This window comes from Simiduia aestuariiviva (assembly GCF_014192475.1).
Lineage (GTDB): Bacteria > Pseudomonadota > Gammaproteobacteria > Pseudomonadales > Cellvibrionaceae > Simiduia > Simiduia aestuariiviva.
Window position 1 is genome coordinate 329,176 of the sequence record NZ_JACHXZ010000002.1, and the last position, 26,015, is coordinate 355,190.

General features: G+C 49.7%; 24 protein-coding genes. 16 read left to right on the forward strand and 8 right to left on the reverse strand.

Features of this window, described 5'->3' with window-relative positions; genetic code table 11:
• Positions 1 to 8 precede the first annotated feature (8 nt).
• The 4 genes from FHS30_RS07085 to recO are packed head-to-tail and all read left to right on the forward strand — an operon-like array spanning position 9 to position 2,741.
• Positions 9 to 428 (forward strand): DUF4845 domain-containing protein, encoded by a 420-nt coding sequence (locus FHS30_RS07085; RefSeq protein WP_183909762.1) that lies wholly within the window; start codon positions 9 to 11, stop codon positions 426 to 428.
• Entirely contained in the window at positions 425 to 1,120 is a 696-nt protein-coding gene (gene rnc, locus FHS30_RS07090; RefSeq protein ID WP_425502355.1) for a ribonuclease III, read from the forward strand. The genes FHS30_RS07085 and rnc overlap by 4 nt, the downstream gene beginning before the upstream one ends.
• A gap of 5 nt (positions 1,121 to 1,125) precedes the next feature.
• Positions 1,126 to 2,028 (forward strand): GTPase Era, encoded by a 903-nt coding sequence (era, locus tag FHS30_RS07095; RefSeq protein ID WP_343049015.1) that lies wholly within the window; start codon positions 1,126 to 1,128, stop codon positions 2,026 to 2,028.
• A gap of 2 nt (positions 2,029 to 2,030) precedes the next feature.
• Positions 2,031 to 2,741, forward strand: a complete 711-nt coding sequence (gene recO, locus FHS30_RS07100) for a DNA repair protein RecO (RefSeq protein WP_183909765.1) — start codon at positions 2,031 to 2,033, stop codon at positions 2,739 to 2,741.
• Between the two features lie 9 nt (positions 2,742 to 2,750).
• Here the strand turns inward: recO and FHS30_RS07105 are convergent, their stop codons facing one another.
• On the reverse strand, positions 2,751 to 5,570 hold the full coding sequence (locus tag FHS30_RS07105; RefSeq protein ID WP_183909766.1) for a response regulator: 2,820 nt from the start codon (positions 5,568 to 5,570) through the stop codon (positions 2,751 to 2,753).
• A gap of 120 nt (positions 5,571 to 5,690) precedes the next feature.
• On the opposite strand from FHS30_RS07105, the gene cysM reads away from it, so the two are divergent.
• The 4 genes from cysM to mazG are packed head-to-tail and all read left to right on the forward strand — an operon-like array spanning position 5,691 to position 11,068.
• Complete coding sequence (gene cysM / locus FHS30_RS07110) at positions 5,691 to 6,599, forward strand: cysteine synthase CysM (RefSeq protein ID WP_221197203.1); 909 nt, start codon at positions 5,691 to 5,693, stop codon at positions 6,597 to 6,599.
• Complete coding sequence (gene rlmD / locus FHS30_RS07115; protein ID WP_183909767.1) at positions 6,599 to 7,945, forward strand: 23S rRNA (uracil(1939)-C(5))-methyltransferase RlmD; 1,347 nt, start codon at positions 6,599 to 6,601, stop codon at positions 7,943 to 7,945. Before cysM ends, rlmD begins: the two co-directional genes overlap by 1 nt.
• Before the next feature lie 24 nt (positions 7,946 to 7,969).
• Positions 7,970 to 10,225 carry a GTP diphosphokinase gene (relA, locus tag FHS30_RS07120; RefSeq protein ID WP_183909768.1) on the forward strand — a complete coding sequence of 752 codons (2,256 nt, stop codon included), beginning with the start codon at positions 7,970 to 7,972 and terminating at the stop codon, positions 10,223 to 10,225.
• A complete protein-coding gene (mazG, locus tag FHS30_RS07125) occupies positions 10,226 to 11,068 on the forward strand; it encodes a nucleoside triphosphate pyrophosphohydrolase (protein ID WP_183909769.1) in 843 nt (280 codons plus the stop codon).
• Here mazG and FHS30_RS07130 read toward each other — a convergent pair.
• The 3 genes from FHS30_RS07130 to FHS30_RS07140 form a co-directional block, all read right to left on the reverse strand.
• Positions 11,046 to 11,804 carry a hypothetical protein gene (locus FHS30_RS07130; protein ID WP_343048937.1) on the reverse strand — a complete coding sequence of 253 codons (759 nt, stop codon included), beginning with the start codon at positions 11,802 to 11,804 and terminating at the stop codon, positions 11,046 to 11,048. The genes mazG and FHS30_RS07130 overlap by 23 nt on opposite strands.
• Positions 11,805 to 11,914: 110 nt before the next feature.
• Positions 11,915 to 13,987 carry an amidohydrolase gene (locus FHS30_RS07135; protein WP_183909771.1) on the reverse strand — a complete coding sequence of 691 codons (2,073 nt, stop codon included), beginning with the start codon at positions 13,985 to 13,987 and terminating at the stop codon, positions 11,915 to 11,917.
• A gap of 26 nt (positions 13,988 to 14,013) precedes the next feature.
• The gene (locus FHS30_RS07140) at positions 14,014 to 15,351 is read right to left on the reverse strand and encodes a glutamine synthetase family protein (RefSeq protein WP_183909772.1); all 1,338 of its coding nucleotides are present in this window, start codon (positions 15,349 to 15,351) and stop codon (positions 14,014 to 14,016) included.
• Between the two features lie 208 nt (positions 15,352 to 15,559).
• On the opposite strand from FHS30_RS07140, the gene FHS30_RS07145 reads away from it, so the two are divergent.
• Positions 15,560 to 16,858, forward strand: coding sequence for an NAD(P)/FAD-dependent oxidoreductase (locus tag FHS30_RS07145; RefSeq protein WP_183909773.1), 1,299 nt, complete (start codon positions 15,560 to 15,562; stop codon positions 16,856 to 16,858).
• A gap of 157 nt (positions 16,859 to 17,015) precedes the next feature.
• Positions 17,016 to 17,696 (forward strand): TetR/AcrR family transcriptional regulator, encoded by a 681-nt coding sequence (locus FHS30_RS07150; protein ID WP_183909774.1) that lies wholly within the window; start codon positions 17,016 to 17,018, stop codon positions 17,694 to 17,696.
• On the opposite strand, the gene FHS30_RS07155 is transcribed toward FHS30_RS07150, so the two are convergent.
• Positions 17,693 to 17,968, reverse strand: a complete 276-nt coding sequence (locus tag FHS30_RS07155; RefSeq protein ID WP_183909775.1) for a hypothetical protein — start codon at positions 17,966 to 17,968, stop codon at positions 17,693 to 17,695. The two genes, FHS30_RS07150 and FHS30_RS07155, sit on opposite strands and share 4 nt — an antisense overlap.
• A gap of 56 nt (positions 17,969 to 18,024) precedes the next feature.
• Here FHS30_RS07155 and FHS30_RS07160 point away from each other — a divergent pair, with 56 nt between their 5' ends.
• The 4 genes from FHS30_RS07160 to cysB all read left to right on the forward strand — a co-directional run bounded on the left by FHS30_RS07160 (position 18,025) and on the right by cysB (position 21,666).
• Complete coding sequence (locus FHS30_RS07160; protein WP_183909776.1) at positions 18,025 to 19,023, forward strand: quinone oxidoreductase family protein; 999 nt, start codon at positions 18,025 to 18,027, stop codon at positions 19,021 to 19,023.
• Positions 19,020 to 19,970: a 5'-nucleotidase gene (locus FHS30_RS07165; protein ID WP_183909777.1), complete on the forward strand. Its 951-nt coding sequence runs from the start codon at positions 19,020 to 19,022 to the stop codon at positions 19,968 to 19,970. Before FHS30_RS07160 ends, FHS30_RS07165 begins: the two co-directional genes overlap by 4 nt.
• Positions 19,971 to 20,030: 60 nt before the next feature.
• Positions 20,031 to 20,555: a universal stress protein gene (locus FHS30_RS07170; protein WP_183909778.1), complete on the forward strand. Its 525-nt coding sequence runs from the start codon at positions 20,031 to 20,033 to the stop codon at positions 20,553 to 20,555.
• Between the two features lie 136 nt (positions 20,556 to 20,691).
• On the forward strand, positions 20,692 to 21,666 hold the full coding sequence (gene cysB, locus FHS30_RS07175) for an HTH-type transcriptional regulator CysB (protein WP_183909779.1): 975 nt from the start codon (positions 20,692 to 20,694) through the stop codon (positions 21,664 to 21,666).
• A gap of 71 nt (positions 21,667 to 21,737) precedes the next feature.
• On the opposite strand, the gene FHS30_RS07180 is transcribed toward cysB, so the two are convergent.
• The 3 genes from FHS30_RS07180 to FHS30_RS07190 form a co-directional block, all read right to left on the reverse strand.
• Positions 21,738 to 22,073 (reverse strand): hypothetical protein, encoded by a 336-nt coding sequence (locus FHS30_RS07180; RefSeq protein ID WP_183909780.1) that lies wholly within the window; start codon positions 22,071 to 22,073, stop codon positions 21,738 to 21,740.
• Between the two features lie 25 nt (positions 22,074 to 22,098).
• Positions 22,099 to 22,824 (reverse strand): phosphoadenylyl-sulfate reductase, encoded by a 726-nt coding sequence (locus FHS30_RS07185; protein WP_183909781.1) that lies wholly within the window; start codon positions 22,822 to 22,824, stop codon positions 22,099 to 22,101.
• Positions 22,825 to 23,158: 334 nt separating this feature from the next.
• Positions 23,159 to 24,580, reverse strand: coding sequence for an anthranilate synthase component I family protein (locus tag FHS30_RS07190; protein WP_281368216.1), 1,422 nt, complete (start codon positions 24,578 to 24,580; stop codon positions 23,159 to 23,161).
• Positions 24,581 to 24,675: 95 nt separating this feature from the next.
• On the opposite strand from FHS30_RS07190, the gene FHS30_RS07195 reads away from it, so the two are divergent.
• On the forward strand, positions 24,676 to 25,599 hold the full coding sequence (locus tag FHS30_RS07195; RefSeq protein ID WP_183909783.1) for an alpha/beta hydrolase: 924 nt from the start codon (positions 24,676 to 24,678) through the stop codon (positions 25,597 to 25,599).
• Positions 25,600 to 25,606: 7 nt separating this feature from the next.
• Entirely contained in the window at positions 25,607 to 25,918 is a 312-nt protein-coding gene (locus tag FHS30_RS07200; protein ID WP_183909784.1) for a Rieske (2Fe-2S) protein, read from the forward strand.
• Positions 25,919 to 26,015: the final 97 nt, after the last annotated feature.

A 26,015-nucleotide genomic window follows, 5' to 3' on the forward strand; every position in this document is an offset into this window, starting at 1 on the left:
AGTGGGTTATGCGTAAACAGCAGTTGGGATTAAGTTCTTTTAATTTGCTTTTGGTGTTGGCGGTCGTCGGCTTTTTTGCAATGTGTGCTTTTAAGCTTGTGCCCGTTTATTCAGAAAATCAATATGTGGTGAGTGCTTTAGAATCGCTGCGTAACAAAGACAAGCCTGTAGCCCAGATGACAGCGGCCGAAATTCGAAAGCATTTGCAAAGCTTTTACATGATTAATGGTGTGCGTTCCGAGGGTGCTTCCAATATCGAAATCGAAAGGGAGCGCAATCGTAATATCATCACCATCAATTATGAGGTTCGTGTTCCGCTTATCTATAACATCTCCGTTGTTGTCGACTTTCAAAACTATATGGACACAACGAAGCCCGAGGCATGCTGCCGACCACCTGTAGACTATCGGCCCAAGAAGAAATCGTGAGTCAGAATGCCTTCGCTCAGCTGGAGAAGCAGTTGGGCTATGAGTTTGAAAGTAAAGCGCTGCTGAGATTGGCGCTAAGCCATCGCAGTGTCGGGCTGCCCAATAACGAGCGATTGGAGTTCTTGGGCGATAGCATCCTCAATTTCGTCGTTGCCGAGCAATTGTACCTGGCGTTTCCTGAGGCAAAAGAGGGGCAGCTCACTCGATTGCGTGCCAATCTCGTTAAAGGTGATACGCTCGCTGAAATTGCAACTACGCTATCGCTTGGCAATTTTGTGCGCTTGGGTGAAGGTGAGCGCAAAAGCGGGGGGCATGCCCGGGCCTCTATACTCGCCGATTTGGTTGAGGCCATTATAGGTGCCGTCTATCAAGAATCTGGTCTTAGCGCGGCAAAAGAATTGGTTATACGATTATTGAAGGATCGACTAAATCAGCTCTCGCTCGACGACCCCCAAAAAGACAGTAAAAGTGCCTTGCAAGAATACCTGCAGTCTCGGCAACTACCGTTACCAGATTATCAGGTGGTTAAAGTTGAAGGTGAGGGCCATGCTCAGCGCTTTTCAATACAATGTGTTGTGTCAGGTCTGGAAGCAACTCCCATTGCTACCGACACCAGCCGTAAAAAGGCAGAGAAAAAGGCTGCGCGCATGGCGCTTGACTTGCTAAATGAATTACCAAGAGGTGGGCGGTGACAGACGTGGAAAGCCAAGGTGTCAAAAAGTGTGGGTTTATTGCATTGGTTGGCCGCCCCAATGTTGGGAAATCCACATTGCTCAACCATATGTTGGGCCAAAAAATTAGCATCACTTCCCGTAAGCCTCAAACGACTCGGAATAATGTAACGGGTATTAAAACTGAGGGTTCGAATCAGCTGGTTTTTGTGGATACGCCAGGGTTGCATTTGCACCACGCCAGTGCAATGAATCGCTACATGAATAAAGCCGCAGGCACCGCAATCAAGGACGTTGATGTGGTGGTCTTTCTGGTAGATAAGTTGACTTGGACCGAGGAGGATGAGTCCGTTGCTCGGCGTTTAGAAAATATTAATATCCCTTTAATCATTGCGGTAAACAAGTGCGATCAGTTGGATGATAAGGCGGTGTTGCTGCCCCACTTGAAGCGCTTGTCAGATCGTTTGTCCCCCACGGAAATAATTCCCATTTCTGCATTGCGGGGTGTCGCGCTGGATCGCTTGGAATCACTGTTGATACAGTTGCTCCCAAATGGTGAGCATATGTATCCTGAGGATCAGATCACTGATCGCAGCTCTCGATTTCTGGCCGCTGAAATTGTTCGTGAAAAAATAACACGTCAGTTGGGCGCGGAGTTGCCCTACCAAATGGCCGTGGAAATTGAAGAGTTTGAGCAAGACGGTGGAGTGTTGCACATTGGTGCGGTGATTTTGGTTGAGCGTGATGGCCAGAAGCGAATACTTATTGGCGATAAGGGCGATCGAATTAAAAAGATTGGCCAGCAAGCGAGACTTGATATTGAAACGCTATTTGATATCAAGGTTATGCTAAAGCTCTGGGTGAAGGTGAAGTCTGGCTGGTCTGATGATGAGCGTGCCTTAAAAAGCCTAGGCTATGATGATCTTTAGTTGTGGTCACTGCGCTCGATTTTGAAGCTGGTTTTGTATTGCATAGCAGGGCCTATGGTGACACGAGTTTAATTGTTGACTATTTTTCTAGAACTCATGGTCTACAGTCCCTATATGCAAGGGGCGCAAAATCAAAGAAGAAAACAGGCCATCGGGCATTACTCAACCCCTTCATTCCCCTAACAGTTTCAGCAAAAGGTCGGGGAAGTCTTAAAACGCTCACGTCAATTGAATCGGTAGGGCCGGCGTATCAGCTTAAAGGTCGCGCCTTGTTTTGCGGCTTCTATTTGAATGAGTTGATCAAGCGATTGTTGCCAGAAGATGATGGGCAGTCACAGCTGTTTGATTTCTATAGTGATATTCTCTCTGATTTAGCCGTGCATGCTCCCGAGTGGGGCGATGCGCCTTTGGAGGTGCGGCTTCGTTCGTTCGAGTGGTTGCTCGTGCAAAAGGTGGGAGCAGGCTTTTCGCTGGTCGAATGCATAGATGCGGAGCCGGTTCGGCCCAATCAGTATTACAGTTTGATTCATCAGCAAGGTTTGCAAGCGGTGGCGCCTGGCGAGGGTGCCGTTTCTGGTGCAGCGTTGTTGGCGTTGGCTGAAGGTAATTTGCGTTTGGAGAGTGATCGCCAAGAAATTAAGCAGTTTATGCGCCGGGTTTTGCGGCCGCTACTGGGCTCAAAGCCTCTTGCGAGTCGCGAGTTGTTCAAATAGCGCGTTTCGCTAATTTGACATTGTCGCTTCATCTTCCGCGAAAAGAGCATCTACATCATGCGACTCAGACCATTCGAGTAGTGCATTTATTTCGATGTCTAAATGCTCCATTTGCTCACTCAGTTGGCTCGTGTCTTTGGCTTGAAGGCTTTTGTCTAATTGGTGAGCCGCAGAGCGCAGCCTGCTTACCCCACAATAGCAGCATCCGCCATGTAGACGATGAACTGTGGTTTCTAGTGATTTGTAATCTTTAGCTTTAAAGCTGGATTGCATGCTTTGCTGATCTTCGGCGAGTGTGTCTAGTAGCATGTTCAGCATGTCACGCGCGAGGTTTGGTTTATTGTTTGCCAGCCTTAATGATTCTTGAACGTCTACCACTCTTTTTGATAGTGGGCTGGGCGCGCTAGCCGCATTACTTGCTATGGGTTGTGCGGTGCTGTGTTGTAATTTGGGGCGCCAATCGACTTGAATTGAGCGCGCCTTGAGCCAGCGATTAATTACGTGGGCGAGCTGTGCTTCGCTCACTGGCTTGCTGAGGTAGTCGTCCATGCCTGCCAAAAGTAATTGTGACTTTTGCTCTGCCATTGCATGAGCGGTTAGGGCTACAATGGGGGTTCTGCGTTTTCCGTGTTCCCGGCTCCTAATTATTTTTGTTGCTTCAATACCGTCCATTATGGGCATCTGCAAATCCATAAACACCATGTCGAAGATTTGTTTGTCGGCGATATCGGTAGCCTGTTTGCCATCTGACGCAAGTGTGACTTCCATGCCGAGGCCGCTCAGTAATTCGCCCACTAGCTGGAGATTTGCGGGGTTGTCATCCACAGCCAGTATGCGTGGCTTATTTTCATAGTTAGCTGTCTGGCCTCCAATACGTGTTTCTTCTTTGTCTTGGGCTAAATCCTGACGGATGGCGTTGAGAAGGCGCGCCTGTGTCATCGGCTTCTCAAGAAAAGTCCCTTCGTGTTGCGGGAGGTTGTGCTCGACCACACGGCGTGCATTTGGAGTTCCCAGCAAAAACGTTTTGCAGGAAAAGTGGTGTTTTAATTGATTTATTAGGTCGTTGAGTTGTTCGAAATCCAGCTGTCGCTCTTGCTGTGGTTCAATGTCATAGAAAATCGCTTCAATGGGCATGTTGACCTGGGTTTGTTGCTTCACCAGCGAGAGCAATTCGGGGGTGCTCTTAATGATGATAACTTTGCCGCTTTCCGCTCCCACTATCTCTTTGACCTGTGCACACAGCTGCCCATTGCTGCTTAGCATGCCAAAATGGCAGTTTGCCAATAGGTGCTGTGATTGCTGGTCGTAGGATTCTTGCTCGATACCAAATTGGGCTGTAAACCAAAATAACGCACCACCGGTGTCGCTGTTTTTAACACCGATTTCGCCGTGCATTCGTTTGATAAGGCCTTTGGAGACTGCCAGGCCTAGCCCGGTGCCGCCGTGTTTTCGGCTGTTGCTGCTATCGGCCTGGCTGAAAGCCTGGAAGAGTTTTGAGCGATCCTGGTCGCTAACCCCGACGCCGGAATCTTCAACTGTGATGCCCACATCTACTTGTGTTTCTTCCAGTTGTTTGAGTGCGGTCCGTATAATGACATTGCCACCGTGCGAAAACTTAATGGCATTGCTAACCAAGTTGGTTAGAACCTGCTTCAGTCGGAGTGGGTCACCTAATAGGTGGGTGGGTAAATTTCCGTCCATTAACAGAATGAGTTGGATGTTTTTCTCATGTGCCGCAGGTGCCATGATTTGCATCGCTTCTTCGATAACTTGTCGCAGCTGCATGGGCACGTAGTCGAGCTGCAATCGTCCTGATTCAATTTTAGAAAAGTCGAGTACGTCGTTAATAATAGTTAGCAGCCCTTGAGAGGAGTGCTGGATAGTTCGCATGTATTCTTTTTGTTGGTCATTGAGTGGTGTTTTGAGCAGCAAGCTCGTAAAGCCAATAATGCCATTCAGTGGCGTACGTATTTCGTGTGAGGTATTGGCTAAGAAATCTGATTTCACGCGGCTTGCTTCAACAGCTTCTTTGCGCGCCAAATCCAACTCAATATTTTGAATTTCAATAGTCTCCAGTGTTTCCCGAAGATCTTCTATTGATTGATCCATGTTGCGCTGAATGTCTTCGCGACTTTCTTTAAGTCCGAGTGACAGATTGTTAAACGCGGTGACTAGATCGTTGATTTCAGGGAGGCTGCTGGCCTCGAGGCGTGTGTTGAGCGCGCCATTTTCAAGTTGTTGAAGCCCGCGCTTTAAGTTTGATAGGGCACCTGCGACTTGTTGTCCGTAGACCAGCGCCATTGCGCCACCGGCAAGTGCGGCGGCCAGCCCCAAGACTAAGGCGAGCAGGAGCGTTTGATATTCAAGGAGGGTGTAATCGTCGTTGGATATTTCAACGGCCAGCCAACCAAAGGGGGCAAAGGAGTCGTGATCTGCGTGTATTGGGACCACAAACAGGGTGCTGTCAGTCAGCACTTGATGATTGGCGTCTAGGCCGAATTTATTGGGCTCTAGCTGTGCGGTAAGTGAAAAGCTGTTACCCGCATGAATCAGGGGGTTGCGGTTCAGGTCGAAGACCCGCACGGCACGTATATCGCCGTCACTCACGCTGGTTTGTACAACTGACTGTAACAAAAGCCTGTTGTGCATGGATTGGTAGGTAAGCTGCGCTAACAGGCGGCTCAAATGATAGCCGCGATCGACCGATAATTTGCCGAGCTGGTGAACATACAGGCCGGTTAGAAGCACGGTGAGCACAAGGGTCAATAGTGCGGTAGGAAGTAGGGCAATACGCAGAGAGCGTCGCTTAATTGTTCGGGTAATGTCCACGTCTAGACCATCCAATTTGGCAGCTGTTTAACCATACCATAATCGGCGGTAGAATAGCGCCCTTCAGGCGTTTCCGGCTATGTCTGGTCGCTGCTCACCTTGGGAAAGAAGGTTAGATTTATGGCTTACTCCGGCGGAGATCTAGGGCTTCCAACAATGGACGCTCTAGTGGGTGGTACGCCCTTGGTCCGTCTGCAGCGCCTACCCGGCGACAGCAGTAATTTGGTGCTCTTAAAGCTCGAAGGTAACAATCCAGCAGGGTCGGTCAAAGATCGACCAGCCCTGTCGATGATTAACAGTGCAGAGTCTCGAGGCGATATTAAGCCGGGTGATCGCTTGATAGAGGCCACCAGTGGCAATACGGGCATAGCATTGGCGATGGCAGCCGCTATCAAGGGCTATAAAATGACACTGATCATGCCTGACAACGCTACTCAGGAGCGCAAATCAGCGATGACGGCTTATGGCGCAGAGCTGATTTTGGTGTCCAAGGAGGCGGGTATGGAGGGCGCTCGTGATCTCGCCCAGTCAATGGCGCGGGAAGGTCGTGGCAAGGTGTTAGATCAATTTGCCAATGCTGATAATCCCTGTGCTCACTACTTGACCACTGGCCCAGAAATCTGGAGGCAAACACAGGGTAAGGTGAGCCACTTTGTCAGCTCGATGGGAACCACGGGCACTATTATGGGTGTCTCTCGATATTTAAAAGAACAGAATCCAAATATAAAGATTATTGGTTTACAGCCAGAAGACGGTGCCAGCATTCCGGGTATTCGCCGTTGGCCAAGCGAATATTTACCCAAGATTTATGACGCTGCTCGCGTTGACGAGGTGGTCAGTATGTCACAGCGAAGGGCGGAAGAGACAATGCGGGCGTTGGCGCGCGAAGAGGGGCTGTTTTGTGGTGTGTCGTCCGGAGGTGCGGTGTCTGCTGCACTCGAATTGAATAAGCATCTTACCAATGCCGTAATTGTCGCCATAGTTTGTGATCGTGGCGATAGATACTTGTCATCGGGTGTATTCGACTAATGGTGACGCGCCAGAAATCGCGAAAGCGAACACAGTCAAAGCCGCGTACAGCACAATTTGTACAGCGTGAAGCGTCGGTAGAGATTGAGCGTCTTGCACATGATGGCCGAGGAATTGGTTATCTAGAAGGTAAGATCGTTTTTGTAGAACAGGCGCTGCCCGGCGAGCGGCACAAAATTAACCTCGTCGGCGGTAAGTCAACGTTCTTTGAAGCTGTCAGTGTCGCGCTACTCTCGCCGCCAGCGAATTCTCGAGCGGCGCCACGCTGTCAGCACTACCAGAGTTGTGGGGGGTGCCACTTACAGCATCTGGACAATAAAAGTCAGCTGGCATTCAAAGAGGCGCTTGTCTTTGATCAATGTCGTCGCAACGGTGTTGTGTTACCGGCTTTTGAGGCCGCTGTGACTGGCTCCCCAATGGCTTATCGGGCGCGTTGTCGGCTTTCAACGCAGCATAAGGGACCTGCATTTGCCGGCTTTAGGCAAAAGAATCAATCACAGCTTATCAAGCTTCAGGAGTGTCCTGTATTGGCACCGAATTTGGAGCGCTTGATTGAACCTATACAGACGCTGTTAGCGCAGCTACCTGCAAAAGCGCTAGGACATATCGAATTGGTTGATGATCAATCTGGCCCGATTTTGATTCTACGACACGTGTCTGAAATCAGCTCTGATCAACAAGACTTGCTCAGCCAGTTTGCCAGCTCCTGTGGGATTACTATTCTCATGCAGCCAGAATCCACGCCTAACTATGTGGATCTAAATGGGGCGCCAGCAGAGGTAGAGCTAACGCTTGCGCTACCTATGCTTGCAAAACCGCTGCGCTATAGACCACACGACTTTACGCAGGTTAATCGTCCTGTAAATGTGCAAATGGTTGCGCAGGCTTTGGTGTGGGCAGAGCCTGAAGCTCACGAAACTTGGCTGGATTTATTTTGTGGCATTGGGAATTTTAGTATGCCGTTGGCGACTCGTGCTGCACAGGTGATCGGTGTTGAAGGCGCTATGGATATGGTGCAGCAAGCCGAAATTAATGCATCCATCCAAGGTGTTAAAAATACCAATTTTTACGCCGCAGATTTGGAGCAAAGCACCGTCTATCGGCGTCTCCCTAAGCAAGTTGATGGCGTCTTGCTAGACCCGCCGAGGGCGGGTGCCAAAATGGTTATACCGCATTTGGCCAAGCTCAACCCCAAACGAATTCTCTATGTTTCGTGCGATCCGGCTACCTTTGCACGCGATGCCTCGGAACTCTGTAATAGTGGATATTCAGTGGACAAAATTGGAATTTTGGACATGTTTCCACAAACGATGCACGTGGAAACGATGGCACTTTTTCGCAAGTAATGTTGTACCGATGACAGGAAGCTCATGGTAAAGGTTCGAGAAGATCAACCCATAAAATCAGACGGCCAGGTGGATGTAGAGGCTTGGTTGTCGCGCCTTGACGCTAAGGTGCAATTGACCAGCGAATCCTACTCGCGCATTAAGCTGGCGTGTCTTGCCGCAGTTGAAGCTGAGCAGGACGCAATTGCCAGTGAAAACATTTGGGTAACCGGCATCAGTAGCTCCAAAACCGGTTTGGAGATGGCTGACATTCTGGCGGATTTAAACTTGGATGTTGACACCTTGGTGTCAGCCATACTTTACCGGGCCGTGCGTGAAGGTAAGCTCAGCAAAAAGTTCGTGGGCAAGGAGTTCGGGGCCAATATAGAAAAGCTGATTGACGGCGTGCTTCGAATGGCTGCAATTAGTGGCGTACGACTGAGCGACGAAAATGTCGCTCTGGGACGTCACTCGGAAGAACATGCTGAAAATGTTCGAAGAATGTTAGTTGCCATGGTTGATGATGTGCGGGTTGCGCTCATTAAGCTAGCAGAAAGAACTTGCGCAATTCGAGCCTTGAAAAACGCCACTGCAGAAAGGCGACAACGCGTTGCCCGAGAAATAGCCAATGTGTATGCCCCGTTGGCACACAGGTTGGGCATTGGCCATATTAAGTGGGAATTGGAAGATCTTGCGTTTCGGTATTTAGAACCAGACGATTACAAAACCATCGCACGATTGCTTGATGAAAAACGGCTTGGCCGACAGCAATATATCGATAATGTCATCAGCACTTTGCGTGGTGAATTAACCGGGGCCGCTATTGAAGGCGAAATAACAGGCAGAGCCAAGCACATATACAGCATTTGGCGAAAAATGCGTCGTAAAAATATCGGATTTTCGCAGGTGTACGATATAAGAGCGGTGCGTATTCTGGTGCCCACTGTCCGGGATTGTTACGCAGTTTTAGGCATCGTACACAGTTTATGGCGCAATATTCCAAATGAATTCGACGATTACATCGCCTCACCAAAAGAGAACGGTTATCGTTCGTTACATACTGCGGTAATCGGGCCTGAGCGAAAAGTCTTAGAGATCCAGATTCGTACGTTTTCAATGCATGAAGATGCAGAGTTTGGGGTCTGTGCTCATTGGCGCTATAAAGGTACTGACAAGGAAGAGGAGCAGACCGGCTACGATCAAAAAATCGCTTGGCTTCGGCAGGTTCTTGAGTGGCACGAAGAGTTGGGAGATAAAAGCGGGGATAGCAACCCCTTGGCCGACGACCTCAATTTGGGTCTAAATCAAGACCGTATTTACGTCTTTACCCCTGATGGGCATGTGATCGATTTGCCAAGCGGCGCAACTCCGCTCGATTTTGCCTATCGTATACACACAGATGTGGGAAATAAATGCTGTGGGGCTAAGGTCAATGGCCGCATCGTGCCGTTAAATCATGCGCTGGCCACATCAGATCAGGTGGAAATTTTAACGGGCAAACGGGAGTCTCCAAGTCGAGATTGGCTTAGCCCTGCGCTGGGATACGTCACCACATCTCGAGCCCGCGCGAAAATACAACAGTGGTTTAAACTACAGGCGCGCGAGAAGAACTTAGCCGATGGCCGTGCGCTGTTGGACAAAGAGTTTAAACGTATTGCTGTTCAGGATATCGATTTTGAAGAGCTGGCCAAGAGCTTGCACAGCAAGTCCTTAGACGATTTATATGCCGCTGTTGGTGCGAGCGACATCAGCGTGACTCAGGTGTTGAACGCGGCACAGCGACTTCTGGAAACCGACGCCGCTGACGATTCCAAACTACCACAATTGAAGGTCGCGAGAGCTACTGGTGATTCTGCCGATGTCTACATCGATGGCGTCGGTAATTTACTGACGCATTTGGCAAAATGCTGCTCGCCAGTCCCGGGTGATGCAATTACCGGCTATATAACACTCGGTAAGGGTGTATCTATTCATCGTCAAGACTGCAGTAATATATTGCAGCTGGAGTCGGACGAGCCAGAGCGAATCATTCAGGTAGCCTGGGGGGTTGCCCCTCAAAAATACTATGCAGTAGAGGTGTTGATTGAAGCATTTGATCGCCAAGGATTGCTGCGAGATGTCACAGCGCTATTAGACAGCGAGAAGATAAACATCGTTGCAATGCAGACGCTGTCCAATAAAAACCTCAATACTGTGGACATGCAGGTGACCATAGAAGTGAAAAACTTTAATGCCTTGAGTCGTGCGCTCAATCGTCTAAATCAATTACCAAACGTGGCTGCAGCTCGGAGAATGCGGTAGATGGACCAAGATATCAGTGCCACCCAATACACTCTTGGCGACCTGCTGTATTTGATGGAGCGACTGCGCGATCCAGATACGGGGTGCTCATGGGATGTTCAGCAAACGTTCGCCACCATTGTCCCTAGTACGCTGGAGGAAGCTTATGAGGTTGCTGACGCAATAGAGCGCGGTGACTTTAACCATTTGGGAGAAGAGTTAGGTGATCTGTTATTTCAGGTCATTTTTTATGCCCAATTGGGCCGAGAGAAGGGCTACTTCGATTTTAATGGATTGGTGTCTCAGCTTACTGCCAAGTTAATCGGGCGCCATCCCCACGTATTTCCCGATGGGCAGTTACGTGCAGTGGCCAACGCTACTAATAAAGATGACGTGGACGTTAAAGCGCAGTGGGAGTCATTGAAAACAAAGGAGCGAGAAAAAAAGGGCGATGCTGGTGTTTTTGCTGACGTGCCTTTGAATCTGCCATCGGTTTCCCGTGCGCAAAAATTACAAAAACGCGCCGCAAACGTTGGGTTTGATTTTGAGTCACCCAATACCGCAATGATGAAGGTGCGAGAAGAGTTGCAAGAGGTGGAGCACGAACTGCAGCAGATGCAGGGCGGGCGCGCGTCTGAGGCGCTTGGCGAGGAGTTGGGGGATTTGCTTTTTTCCGTTGTCAATGTGTGTCGGTTGAGTAAATTTGACGCAGAAAGCCTATTGCGAGCAACGAATCGAAAGTTCGAGCACCGTTTTGGCAATATGGAGCGGCAATTGCTCACAGACGGGGTTTCCGTAGAGACCGCCACTCTGACACAGATGGAAGCCGCGTGGCAGGCGGTTAAGGCTCTTGACGAGTCTTAGCTTGCTCCAATTCCTGCTGCCATTCGAATAAGTTCATTTCTATAAATACAAACGCAATTAACCAAAGAAAAGCATCCCAAAAATCAAGGAAATCACCATCGATTCCCCAGTAGATAGCGCATACTAGCAGTGTGCAATAAAGTGCAATTTTAATGCAGTGTGTTAGCTTTTTGAGCAGACTTAACGCGGCATGGTGGGTTTTTAAAAATACGTCCACCTCTAAAATCACCACAATTAATAGCCAGGTTGAAGCGTTTATTACATCAACCATTGCTAGGTTCTTTACGATGTTATAGTCGGTTGTTGAGCCAATAATCAGCGTGTCACGCATTTGTATTAAGTTGTATTGGTTCAGTTCTTGGCACAATTCCTGAGTTATCGGTACGTAATCGTTTAGCGTCACGATGGTTGTGTAGTCAGTTCCAATTAGGGCGCATGTGTCTGCAATGACGATTGGATCTGCAGCCAGGATGTTGATATATCGTGACAAGTAACCGTAGAGCGAGTAGATAATAAAAACGTAACTTACACTTCTAATAAGTAATAACCAGAGCTTCACCCGCGTGGTTAGCCAGCGATCATTGATGACGTAGGTTTCCAGTTCGAAAAGTATTAGCAATAAAAGCCAGGCTGCAGTATCTATCGTGTCAGAATAGGCCTCAATTAAGCTGAACAGGGGCACGCCGCTGGTAAAGGTATGCTCAGCCGCGGTTGAGTTTTCGTTGAAGAAAAGCACGAAGTTGACTAAGAGCAGACTATAAATGCAGTATTTAAAAGTCTGGTACATCAAATAGGGGCTGGGTATTCGTAGGTTTGCGATCACTGTGTTCACATTCCAAAAGTTTATCATTGTTGTTGGTATACGATAGCGCCGTCAAAGACCGTCATAAGCACTTGTGTTTTGCTGATGCCAGCAGCGTCTAGATTTTTAGCATCAAGAAAAATATCGCGATCAATCATAATAAGATCAGCTTTTTTACCAACCTCAATAGAACCGGTGAGGGCATCTTGTTGCAAAGCCTTAGCCCCGTTGAGGGTGTAGGCGTCGAGTGCCTCAGTCATTGATAGTCGCTCTTGCGGATTATATATGCGGCCCTCTGCACTGCGCGTCACCGCTGCAGCAATGTTTACAAATGGCCTTGGGTCACGCGTGTCTACCGGGGCATCGCTACCGGCGACAATGGTGGCGCCTTGGCGTAGGGCGCTTTTCGCTGGGTAGTGTTGCATCGCATAGAGAGAGGGTTCATAAATAGCCGCTAAGCTGGAGAGATTGTCTATGAACGGAGTAACTGTGACATCGTAAAGGTAGTCGGGTATTGCCCACGCAAACGTCAACGCTAAGAATACTGAATTGTCTGCTAAGCGCCGCTGATCTTGAGGCGCTATTTGCTGCGCGTGACTAATGGTTTGAGGCAGTGAATGCCGCAAGGATTTCCGGGATTCAGCAAAAGTCGACAGCGCAACACCTACCGCTCTGTCACCTATGGCGTGGGCATGTACTGCAAATCCTGCGGCCTCCAATGCGTATATGTACTTTTTTATAAAGTCGGCGTTGTGCTCCAAACGGCCGACACTTTCAATACATTGTTCTGGGTGATGACCCCAGTTGCTATAGAATGATTGCCGATCGTCGATGGGATGTTTTTCTGCGGAATTCAAGCCAGCACATTGCGGCGCTTGCGTATCAATGTAGCCATCGAGCTGTAACCGACCCCCAGTTTGTTTGAATCGAGGTTGAAGATAGGGTTGATAGACTGCTGCGTTGGGGAGCGCTGGTGGGTCAGAATAGGGATTGCCTTCGATTACACCATCGATAAATATTTTAGCGGCATCTGCTTTTAAAAGCTCTGGGTTTGACTGCCGCTCGCGCAGCTGACGGAAGGCTTTTATCACAGCTGAAATATTCACGGACTGTAAGCTATTTTGTGTAACCCAGTCTGCGTGTGCCGCGCCCTTACCATTGGTTTTGGCGGCAAGTTTATGTGTGTCGCTTTCCGTGATTGGTGCGCCCTTGGAAAAACGAGCAAAGTCTGTTATTAACGCAGCCGTCATGCGAAATGTCTGTTGACCTGATCGCGCATATTGTTCATAAACGTCAAAGGTCTCAATGTCCGACGCGGCATCTTGGATTGAGGTGATTCCTCTGCGGTTTAGCAGCTTATTTATGTGCGGCATTTTGTTTGCAAGTGCAGCAGGATCACCGTCTCCCGTTAACGCGTTGCCTTCGAGTGCCAATAGATAACGGGCCCCCTCTGACACATTGCCATCGGGTTCCCCTTGCGCATCCAAGCCGATGTATTGCTGGTATTCGGCAAATTCAGTTTTTACCGTATTCTTATTGATACCTATTGTGACGTTTCGTTTATTTTTGGCAGAGGCAAGTGCCAGGCTATTTGCGCCACCATGGTGGCCGTCATTGCCCCGCAAAAAAATAGGGTGCGATGCGCTCGCTGCATCTAACGCCGCGCGCAATGTTGGTAGTGATTCAATTGGTTGATTGCCTTTAGTGAAATTCCACTGATCCACTGTCAGCCATTCACCATCGGGCAGCGCGGCTTCTTCAATGCACTTTTTGACGATGGCGCTCAACGCGGCCAACGAAAGTGGTTCGCTTTTCAAATCACATTTGCTGTTGCTGACCAAGCCGAAGGGATGTATGTGCACATCGTGCAAGCCAGGTAGCACAACCTTGCCCGCTGCATTTATCACGCGTGTTTGGCTTCCTAGGTGGCGAGTCGCGCCGGCATTGTCTCCCACGTAAATGATGCGATCATTGCTGATTGCCACGGCCTCTGCAAAAGCGGCTTTTGCGTCGGCCGTGTAGATTGTGGCGTGATTAATTATTAGCGTGGCCTTAGGCGAATCACCACTACAGGCCACAAGGAGGGCAGCGCAAAAAATTGTCAGTCGCTTCAGCATACTTAATCTCATTGCGCTGCCTACCTTTAAACGTTTAGTAAAAGATACTCACGTTCCCAAGAGGTAATAACTCGGTTAAATGCCTCAAATTCTTCCATCTTCACCGCCGCATAGGCCTTAATAAAGTCGGCACCAAACACTTCCTCTAGATCTGGACAACTTGTCAACAGACTTAGTGCATGCAATAGGTTACGCGGCAATTCAATTTCCCCGTCCTCACTGGCGTGCCCTTCGCAATGCGGGGTGGGAGAGAGATGCTTTTTCATTCCTAAATATCCACAAGCGAGCGACGCTGCGAACGCTAGGTAGGGATTCACATCAACGCCTGGAAAGCGGTTTTCTACGCGTTTGCCGGCGGGTGAACTGTCTGGGACGCGAATACCCGCGGTACGATTGTCGTAGCCCCATTCCAGATTTACCGGTGCCGCGATGTCTTTAGCAAAGCGCCGGTAAGAATTTACGTTGGGCGCGAAGAATGAAATGGTGTTGGGGATGTATCGTTGTAGCCCGCCAATGTAATACTTAAATAGTTGGCTTTCGCCGCCAGTTTCGTCGACAAAAATGTTCTTGCCGCTTTTATCGATGACACTTTGGTGAATGTGCATGGCGCTACCGGGTTCATTGGTCATCGGTTTTGCCATAAAGGTGGCGTAAATCCCGTGTCTAAAGGCTGTTTCGCGCATCGTGCGTTTGAAGGTAAATACTTGGTCCGCCAAATCCAGCGCATTGCCATGGAGAAAGTTTATTTCCAATTGCGCAGCGCCCGATTCGTGGATCAAGGTGTCTACATCGAGGCCTTGAGCTTCGCAATAGCGATACATGTCGTTGACAATAGGCTCGTATTCATTGCATCCATCAATGCTGTAAGACTGGCGCACCATTTCTCTGCGGCCAGAGCGTCCTGGTGGTGAGGTCAATTCATAATCTGGGTCTGTGTTTTGACTCACCAAATAGAATTCCACCTCCGGTGCTACTACCGGAGTCCAACCTTCCTTTTCGTAAAGCGCCAAGACTTTTTTCAGAACATTGCGGGTCGCCATTGGGTGGGGCTCGCCGGAGCGAGTGTAACAATCGTGGATGATTTGGGCTGTGGGCTCTTCTGCCCAAGGCACAATGCGCACAGCATTGGGGTCGGGTTCCAACAGCATGTCAGAGTCGAGTGGCTGAACCAGATCCCAGTGGTTGTCTACGTATTCACCCGTGACCGTCTGAACCAAGATGCTCTCGGGTAGTCGGCTATCTTCTTTAATGAACTTATGAGCGGGAATAAATTTACCGCGGGCATTGCCAGTCATGTCGGGGACTAAGCACTCAACCTCAGTAATGCCGTTTTGTTTTAGCCAAGCGTCGATGGAATCAACCATGGTGCACCTTTAGGAGCTGTGGGTTTATGGGGCTAACAGTAGATCAAGGCCAGACTGGCCACAATGGGGTAGCTGTTTATCGAGCTTTAACCCAAATGGGGCTTGCGCAGCATCCGCCTGATATCTACTATAAAACCGAATTATTATTCAGTCTATTCGTAGGTTGCATTAAACACAAGATCCCCATTTGGGTCAGTCTGGAGTCGGTATGAATCGTATTTGGCACGAAACGCGGCAAGCGCACACAGATTCTTATTATGCTGCAACCGCCAATTGCACATTTGATGAAGGTGCATTGCAGGGCGCGAAAGTCGCAGATGTGTGTGTTATCGGCGCGGGGTATACCGGTGTTTCAGCGGCGCTGCATTTAGCGGAAAAGGGATACAAGGTCATAGTACTTGAGGCAAATAAAGTGGGTTGGGGGGCTTCTGGTCGAAATGGCGGGCACGTAGGCACAGGCCAAAGAAAAGAACAGGCTGACCTTGAGGCAACCCTAGGTAAGGAAACCGCTAAAATCTTGTGGGATTTTGGGCTTGAAGCAGTGGCGACCGTTGAGGATCGCATTAACAAGCATCAAATTCAGTGCGACCTTAAGCAGGGGATTCTGCATTTAGCCAATAAAGCCTCGGAAGTTAAAGATTTTGAGGCCGGTGTTAGATCGCTGCAAACCGATTATGGGTACGATCAAGCGGAATTTGTTGGAAAGGCCCAAGTTGACCAAATGGTGGGCAACAGTAACTACCATGCCGGTTATCTGGATAAAGGCTCGCGCCATTTGCACCCGCTCAACTATCTGCTGGGCTTGGCAAAGGCCGCACAAGCTGCTGGCGTTCGCTTTTACCAAGATTCTCCCGTGACACATTACAGTAAGGGCGAGCCAGCGGTCGTTCATACACCTTCAGGGCAGGTATCGGCAACATATGTCGTGTTTGCCACCAATGGTTATTTGAATAAGTTAGAGCCTCGCTTGGCCCGAAAAATCATGCCTATCAACAATTTCGTGCTGGCAACCGAGCCACTGGATGATTCGACGGCTCGCAGTTTAATACGCGATGACGTGGCCGTGCAGGATTCGTTGTTTGTGATCAATTATTGGAAGCTCTCCGGTGATAATCGCCTCATATTCGGGGGCGGGGAAAACTATTCCAGCCGTTTTCCGGCAGATATTAAGCAGTTTGTGCGTAAATACCTGTTGCGAATTTATCCTCAATTGGCTGGCACGCGTATCGATTATGGGTGGGGCGGTACTTTAGCGATCACATTGAATCGCATGCCGAGTTTTGGGCGCCTAGAGCCGAATGTCTTTTACGGTCAGGGCTATTCTGGACACGGTGTCCCAACGGCCACCATGGGTGGCAAGTTGCTTGCTGAGGTAATCAGTGGCACAGCCGAGCGGTTCGATGTGCTGGCTTCACTGCCGCAGCCGATGTTTCCTGGCGGCACACTTTTACGGTGGCCTGGATTGGTAGCGGGAATGCTGTATTACAGCTTGCTAGATAAGCTGTAACAAATTGCGCGGCTGTGGCGGTGATGGGATATAATTTAAGCATAACTATCGGCTTTTTATAGGCTAATTGTATAAGGGCGATGCAAGCGCAACGGGCTTGGATGACCCGCCTAAGTACTCGGTAGGCTTAATGTTCTAGTAAGGAGCTCCTCAAACCTTGACCAGCCGTACGGAAAAACGAACTAACTCCATTGTTCCCAGGCGCCAACCCGTTCAGGAGCGCGCTAAAGTGCGAACGCGTCAAATTCTTGATGTGACGGCGCGATTGCTAGGGGAGGTGGGTTTCGATGAGCTGACCACGATTCTCATTGCCAAAGAATTATCCATATCGGTAGGTTCGCTCTACCATTATTTCCCCAATAAACAGTCCATTTTGTACGCGCTGGGTGATCGCTGGTTAGAGACTATGTCTCAGGCGTTGACGAACATCGAGCAGATGCCCATTGAGTCATTACCTCTTGCCAATGTTATCGATCGCGCTGTTGATCAAATGGTTACCGTGTATCGCGACGAGCGCGCGATTCTTCCGCTAGCGCAAGCGATGTGGGCAGTGCCCGAATTACGCGACTTAGATGAACGCCATGACGCGATGATAATTGACCGTATGATGGCGATCTTTCGTCGACTTGGGTTTACCTCCAGTGACAACGAATTGAACCGGCTGGGCAGGGCCTATCTCGAGATGACCCATGCGTTGTCTTTAGTGGTGGTTAATCAGGTTGGTCGGCGCTCAGACAGAACCTTAGCCGACCTGAAGAGGCTGGTTTTAGCCTTGCTAGAGCCCCATAGAACAGATGATATTGTTGCTGCAGGTCCGGAAGACATCGAGGGTCCTTAGCGGTCGTCTCGGTGCACTTTACTTTTTTGTGCCTGCTGCGCGTAAAGCGCCAGCAACAAACGGCGATTTTGGAGGGCTAAAGCCGCAGTAAGGCGAACGGCCGTGAGCAATGTTAGCAAGAGTAAAGGGGGTAAATACCAAGCGCTGTCAGGCGCAATACTGATGACCTTGTAGGTAAGTAATCCAATAAGTGGCAGCGCCACCCAGCGTTGCCCGAAGAGCGTCGCAAGATCATTTAAACTGTCTAGCCAATGATATTTTTGAGAATCCATGGTGCTCTCCAGTCCAACCCCTGAAACAATAGCCTAGCCAATTTAGCGAGAAACTGATGGAAAACCGTAGCATTCAGTTTAATCAAACCGGTTCTGCCGATGTGCTGCATCTGGTTCAGGCACCGCTGCCGCAACCTGCGGCTGGACAGGTGCGAGTGTGCAATGCAGCTATAGGCGTCAATTTTATTGATACCTACCATCGCAGCGGCCTTTATCCCGTGGCACTACCGTCGGGTATTGGCCTGGAGGCAGCGGGCTGGATAGATGCCGTCGGTGACGGGGTATCCGGTTGGCAGAAAGGTGACCGAGTTGCCTACTGCAGTGGTCCCCTCGGTGCGTACAGTGACTTTCATTGTGTCGCGGCAGAGAGGTTGCTCCCCATACCGGCGGGATTGGCATTTGAGACCGTTGCCGCCACCTTGTTAAAGGGGCTCACAGCAGCCTACTTATTGCATGAGGCGGTGCAACCAAAGCCGAGTAGTTGGGTGTTGATACATGCTGCTGCGGGCGGGGTGGGCCAGATTTTATGTCGTTGGGCAAAAGCACTTGGACTCAAGGTGGTGGGCACCGTAGGGGCTAATTCAAAACGGGCTGCCGCGATAGCATGCGGGTGCGATGCAGTGTTGGAATACCGGTCGGACGCCTTTGTCGATGACGTTAAAGCGCTAACCGGCGGTGTAGACGTGGTATTCGATGGGGTAGGGAAGGATACTTTTTATAAATCGCTCGAGGTATTGAATAGGCGGGGACACCTGATCAGTTTTGGCAATGCATCGGGGCCGGTACCGGCCTTTGCGCCGCTGCTCTTGGCGCAACACGGCTCTCTGTATATAACACGGCCCACCTTGGCGGATTACACCGCAACCCAAGGAGAGCTTTACACACTGTGGGAAAAGCTCTGTGAAGCGCTAGAAAATGGTTGGTTGGCGGCAAATATTGGCGGCCGCTTTGCGTTGGCCGACGCCAAGAAGGCCCATGAATTACTAGCAAAAGGCGCTACTCAAGGGTCTCTCATCTTAGAGCCAGCAAGTCATGCCGCGGAGGTCGTTAAATGAGTAAGGACACGTCCATACTTACCACTGGTGCTGCGCTGCCGGCCAACCAGAAATATATACCCGATCAAAAAAAATTAGTGATTGCGATCTCGAGCCGTGCGCTATTTAACCTTGACGACAGTCATCGCGTGTTCATCGAGCAGGGATTGGAGGCGTACGCACAGTATCAGATTGAGCACGAGGAAGAAATTTTACCAAAGGGCGAAGCGTTTCCATTGGTCGAAAAGCTCTTGCGCCTGAATGACAGCCTCAAAGATCATGCGGTAGAAGTGATTTTGTTAAGCCGTAACAGCGCAGACACAGGTCTGCGTATATTCAATTCGATACAGCACTACAACCTTCCCATTATTCGGGCCGCATTTTGCGGTGGCGAGGACCCATACCGGTATGTCACCGCCTTCGGTTGTCATTTGTTCTTATCCACAGATCCCCAGGATGTACGTTCTGCGCTGAATGAAGGGGTAGCCGCTGCCACGTTATTGGCCGCTAAGCAGCCCAAGGCAGCAAGCAACCAATTGCGCTTTGCATTTGATGGCGATGCAGTGTTGTTTTCTGATGAGTCGGAGCGAATATATAAAACGAAAGGGCTCGAGGCATTTGCTCAAAATGAGCGCGAAGCAGCTAAGCTGCCACTCACAGGCGGCCCATTTAAAGCGTTCCTTGCTGCGCTCCACTCCATCCAGTCCGAATTTGGGTTAGAAAACGCACCTATTCGCACCGCTTTGGTTACCGCCCGCAGTGCACCGTCCCACGAGCGCGTGATCAGGACACTTAGGGCCTGGGGCATAAGGATAGACGAATCCCTCTTTTTGGGCGGCATGACGAAGGCCAGCTTCTTAAAGGCATATGGTGCCGATGTATTCTTTGATGACCAGCATATCCACTGTGATGCAGCCAGCGAGCATGTCTCCACCGGTCACGTGCCCCACGGCGTAGCAAACGAGTAGCACACCGCTTACCGGCTGCTATGCTAAGAGCATGTCAATCACCTGCGGTTCGGTGGCGCTATGATAGAAAGGATTGTGTGTGGAACAGATTTGGGCCCACATACGTCTTACCTCATATACCATGCGGTTTACTTGGCTCGTCAATGCGGGGCAAAAGTCGAAGTGGTACACGCGGTGGAGCCCCTTGGGAGCTTCGCTAAGGCCATCTTTAGCACCTATTCTGGCTCAGCAGATCAGCAGGCCTATCAAGCGATTGACAAGATTTTGGCGAATATCAAGGCGCAGGTGGTGGATCGCCTTGCCGACGAATATATGTCGGGCCTTGAAGACTTGGGGACAATTTGTGATGTCGTTGTTGATCAGGGGCCAGCTGCAGAAGTTGTGCTAAGCCATGCGCGCTTATCGCAAGCGGATTTGATCGTGATAGGCGGGCAAAGTGCCCGTGGTGACAGGGTCCCACTGCTGGGTTCTGTGGCATCTAAAATACTGCAGCGAGCCACGGTGCCTGTCTTTACAGTCCCGCTGGCAATGCGTTCTGGCGAAGATGATGATGCTAGCTTTGGCGAGCAACTTGGCCTGTGGTGACCAGCTGAGTTTGACCTTATAACAAAAGATAGGGAAAGACTGGCAAAGCCGAAAAAACCTATCTATTCTCCATTAGAATACTTCTGCTGATTCTTATAACAGCCAAAACGGTTCAGCGGCCATCTGGAGGGCTAGTATGAAATTGCAACAACTGCGCTATATCTGGGAGGTGGCACACCACGATCTCAATGTATCGGCCACCGCGCAGAGTCTATACACATCTCAACCAGGCATTAGTAAGCAAATTCGACTGCTTGAAGATGAGTTAGGTGTAGAAGTGTTCTCGCGCAGCGGTAAGCACCTGACGCGCATTACACCTGCGGGCGAGGCAATTCTTAAAACTGCTGGCGAGATCTTGCGCAAAGTGGAAAGCATCAAGCAAGTCGCTCAGGAGTTCAGTAACGAAAAGAAGGGCAGTCTTTCGCTCGCCACCACTCATACACAAGCCCGCTATGCGCTACCAAAAGTAATTGAATCTTTCATCAAAGCTTACCCCGAAGTTTCTCTGCATATGCATCAGGGTACGCCCATGCAAATATCAGAAATGGCAGCCGATGGCACAGTGGATTTTGCCATAGCGACAGAAGCATTAGAGTTATTTTCAGACCTTGTAATGATGCCTTGTTATCGCTGGAATCGATGTGTTGTTGTGCCCCGTAACCATCCATTGTGTCAGGCTTCCAGCCTTACCTTGGAGGCCGTTGCCAAACACCCCATTGTGACTTACGTGTTTGGGTTTACCGGACGTTCCAAGCTGGATGAGGCATTCATCGAAAAGGGCTTGGCTCCGAAGGTGGTGTTTACCGCCGCTGATGCTGACGTAATAAAAACTTATGTGCGTCTAGGTTTAGGGATTGGCATCATCGCTAAGATGGCTTACGACGAGGAGCTGGATAAGGACCTAGTGGCCCTAGATGCCAGTCATTTGTTTACAGCGAGCACAACAAAAATTGGCTTTAGACGAGGCACGTTTTTGCGAGGCTTTATGTACGATTTTATTGAGCAGTTTGCACCCCATCTCACGCGCGAAGTGGTGGATCAGGCTTATCAGAGGCACTCAAAAGCCGAACTGGACGATCTTTTTGATGGCATGGAGTTGCCCGTTTTTTGAAAGCCGACCAATATACTATTGAAAAAACGGGGCCGAGGCCCCGTTTTTTTGTTCGGACGATTAGGTGGTTTCTACAAAAAATCCAAATCTGGATTGTTGCTTAATATTTCCGTGGCTTCATCGGCTGCGTCGGTTTTCTGCTCTAATATATCGCGCACGAATTTTAGGTATACCGTGTAAACCAGCGCCTCCTCATTGTCTATTTCAACGACGAAGAAGGGCGCTCGATTCACCTCTAGTTGTGCAGCTAACAACATGCCAGGAGAGTTTGCGTCTCGCTCATCTGCCGTTAGTATTTCATCGATGTAGGCCATATGGCCATTTGCTTCAAGCTTATCAAGGACATCCAAACATTTTTTGCAGGGACTGCCATCGGCGAGAATTTTTTTGACCAACGTGATTTTCACGTAAAGGGTTCCTTAGAATTTTGCTTTAGCTTTTCACATTTTCTGCGTGCAAACCACATTCTTTTTTGGTTGCCTCTTCCCACCACCAGCGACCCTCGCGTTCATGTTGATTGGGGCCTACCGCACGGGTGCAGGGTTCACAGCCAATCGAAATAAAACCGCGATCATGGAGCGGGTTGTAAGGCACTTTGTGCGCCCTAATATAATCCCAGACCGCTCGAGAGCTCCAATTGGCCAATGGATTGAACTTTGTCAGACTGGCTCCTGTCCGAGCAAATACTTTGTCGTCCTGTATGACAGGGATGTGCGCTCGGGTGCCCGGGCTTTGATCTTTTCGCTGGCCCGTCACCCAGGCGTCAAGGGTTTGCAATTTGCTTTGTAGTGGCATGATTTTTCGTATGCCACAACACTCTTGATGGTTGTCGTCATAAAAGCTGAATAGCCCTTTTTTGCTCACAAGCTTTTGTACGGCGTTGCCGTCCGGAAACAGGATCTCTAAATTCAACTTGTAGTGCTTCCGTACTGTTTCAATATATTGATAGGTCTCTGGGTGTAATCGACCGGTATCAAGACAAAACACTTGAATTTGCGGATCAATCTGACGCGCCATGTCTATTAAAACAATATCTTCAGCGCCACTGAAAGAAAGCGCAAGATCGGCGTAGTGATCAATGGCGTATTCAAGAATCTCCATTGGCGTCGAAGATTCTAATTGCCCATTTAAATCAACTAAAGGAATTGGGTCCGTCATGTGGGGCCTTTGTGGTTGCGCGAGCAAATTGAACTCTAAGGTAGTTTAGTTCACGAGTTGGCGGCGATTTTAGCAAAGGGTGTTATAAGTGATAAGCAATGTTTGATTATACGCTTATAGCTTTCGGGTATTTAAGCTGGCGTGAAACATTGGCCATGAAATGCCCAGTCGGCACCATATGCTGTGTGTTTTTTCGCCTTCACAACCACATATCGGATAACGGTGCGACATGTTGGTGAAAATTCAGTCGGAGGAGCATCCCGATAAACCGTATATTGTTATATAAAGCAACTAGGACACAGCCGTTTTGGTATATGTTCCACGGGGAACATGCCTATTGGGGCTGACCTCTGGCGCTCGCTGGTGAAGTGCCTTTGATCAGCTTAGTAACTTTAGTGAGCGATTCTTCATATTCGGCATTCGCTTCAGAGCCAACGGTAATGCCTCCGCCCCCCCAGCAGGCAAGACCTTGAGGGCTAGCCACGAGGCTTCTGATGGTGATGTTGGCATCCAAGTTATCGTTGGCGCTTAAATAGAATAGGCTGCCGCAGTAGGCTTCACGACTAAAGTCTTCCAGCTCGTCAATGATTTCCATCGCTCGCTTTTTGGGCGCGCCAGTAACGGAGCCACCGGGAAAGCACGCTTCGAGCAAATCCAGTGGGGTTTGATTGACTGCAAGTTTGCCCGTTATGTTGGAGACAAGGTGGTGAACATTTTCGAAATGCTCGAGCGAAAACAGGGCGGGCACAGCGATAGTGCCGTGCTCACACACCTTGCCTAGGTCGTTCCTGAGAAGATCGACGATCATCAGGTTTTCCGCCTGATCTTTAGTGCTGTTGCGCAGCTTGTCTGCAAGAACGCGGTCAAGCGCCGCATCGGAAGACCTGGGTGCAGTGCCTTTTATAGGTTGTGCGAGTACGTTATTTGACTGGCAGCTCACCAGTCGTTCAGGAGAAAAGCTGAGCAGCGCTCGCTCTTCATCTACCGCCAAGAGGCCCGCCATTGGGCCGGGTAATTTTTCTCTAAGTTGTCGGTACAGACTTATTGGGTCAGAAACTTGTGAAGCGTGGCTGAATCGCTGGGTATAATTGATCTGGTAGCAGTCGCCAGCCTGTAAATAAGCCTGAATTTTGTGAAATGCCTTGTGATAGTCGGCCGGAGAGATGTCCGCTGCAAGCGATTCTTGGTCATGCGTCCTGTATTTTTGCGAATTGTGCGTAAAACTAGTGTCGTCCGCGCTAGAAATGGCCTTAATTAGGGCCGCGCGAGTTTCAGAGTGGCAATCTTCTAAAATGCTGATGCATGCCGTTCCGCTGTGGTTATCCTGAATCAGTGCCCATGGGTAATATCCCACCGCAAGGTCAGGGAAATTAAATGCTGAGCGAGAAGGGCGGCGCAATTGTGCTAGGCGTCCAAATTCATATCCGAGTAGGCCGGCGAGCCCGCCACAGAAGGGCAAATCACTTACAACGGTTTTGGGTTGCATTTCAGCCAATGCTTGCCAAACATCGATGTCAGTAGGGTTGTGCCAAGTTTTCGAAGGGGACAGCGGGCTGCCAGCGCACAACACTAATTGATTATCTTGCAATGTGAGCCACTGTTGCGGAGCAGCGGTAATGATATGATAGCGCCCCGCATTACCTGTGAAATGACAACTGTCGAAAAAGGTGAGGTGGGGCATGCCCCTTAGTCTGCACAACCAAAGACTTGGGTCTTCTAAGTAAGGTGCTGGAAGGATTTCTGGGGTTGCGTGCATAAAGAATCAAATCAAGCGGTAAGCGGGCGGCAATTGTAAGTGTTTGTGCCGACCAAGCCAATTTAAAGCCATGTTGAATCGAAAGGGGGCGCTCCATGAGCGCGCGGTTAGGCGTAAAAAGCAGTAGCGGCTTATTTCCCGCGATGTTGAAAGAGGCTGAGTTAAAAGGTGACTACGTCGAGGATGTCTACCTGCTCAAGCCGGGCAATAGTGTGGATCGCACGGTGGAATTTGCGGTTACCCACTTAAGTGCACCAGGAAAACACAATGCCTCCTTGCCTCCAGTGGTGCTAGTCCATGGCCTGTATCGCAATCGCCAGCAATGGATAGCCGGCGGCCGTGGCCTCGCAATGGCTTTAATCAACGAAGGGTATGATGTTTGGCTGCCAGAATTGCGCGAGCACGGCAGTTCGCCATTACGTGATCAGGGCGTAGAACAGGGGCCATTGGATATTGCAGAGTGTGACCTACCGGCTGCTGCAATGTTTATTCGGGAGCAGACAGGGAGGCCGGCAATTTTTGTCGGCGTAGATGTAAGTAGCTTATCTTTGCTTTACGCGTATCAATCAGGATTGCTATCCGCCAATCTCATATTGGCCTTGGTATCGCTGGGAGGACCGTGCGACAAAGATTCTATGACGCTAGGGCAGCGGATTGCAGATGCTGGTCTACGCAAGCAGCTGGTTCAAGAGTTTGGTGGCGATGAGCCAGAACGTCGTGCCTGGCTTAAAATTTGGCGCCGACGCTTTGGCTTGCTGACGCGCTGGCGGCGCAAGCCCTCAGAGTCGCTAACCCTCTTTCTTAGCCAGCCGCGCAAGGTTCTACATATATTTGCACCGGAGCAATTTGCCGCGCGCTTGACGCGTTGGCGCAATTTACCGTCCGTAGAAATTCACCTTTTGGCAGACACCGCGCACAACTATACAAGTGCGAGGGAGTGGTTGCACCATGAGAAAAGTGTGCATCAAGTTTTACCGGGCATGCTGCAAATATTTAAGGAAATTACTGAGTCCAATTGATCTGACTATGGCTTACCACCCACTAGAAAAATTAATCCATTTGCACGATGGTTACTGTCGTCCATTTCAAGTTGCCGGCATGCCACTATTGTTGGTCCAGGATGAGGGGCGTCCCTTTGTGTTGATCAATCGCTGCCCCCATATGGATGCTCGTATGGATCGCGCGCAGGTGATGGGCGGCCATATTCGATGTCCTGTTCACGGTATCGCATTCGATTTAAATTCAGGCGTCGCGCAAGGTCCACTCGGTCATTGCTTGAAGCAGCTTGAAAAAGTGCCTCACGTATTTCAGGACACTACGATTGGCGTTGACCTTTAGTTAGCACCTTGATTAATAAAATAATGAATATGGATTTCATGGATGCTGCCGCGGTGGTGTGCTGGTGTTAAGCCGTGGCACACTGCAATAAAACACG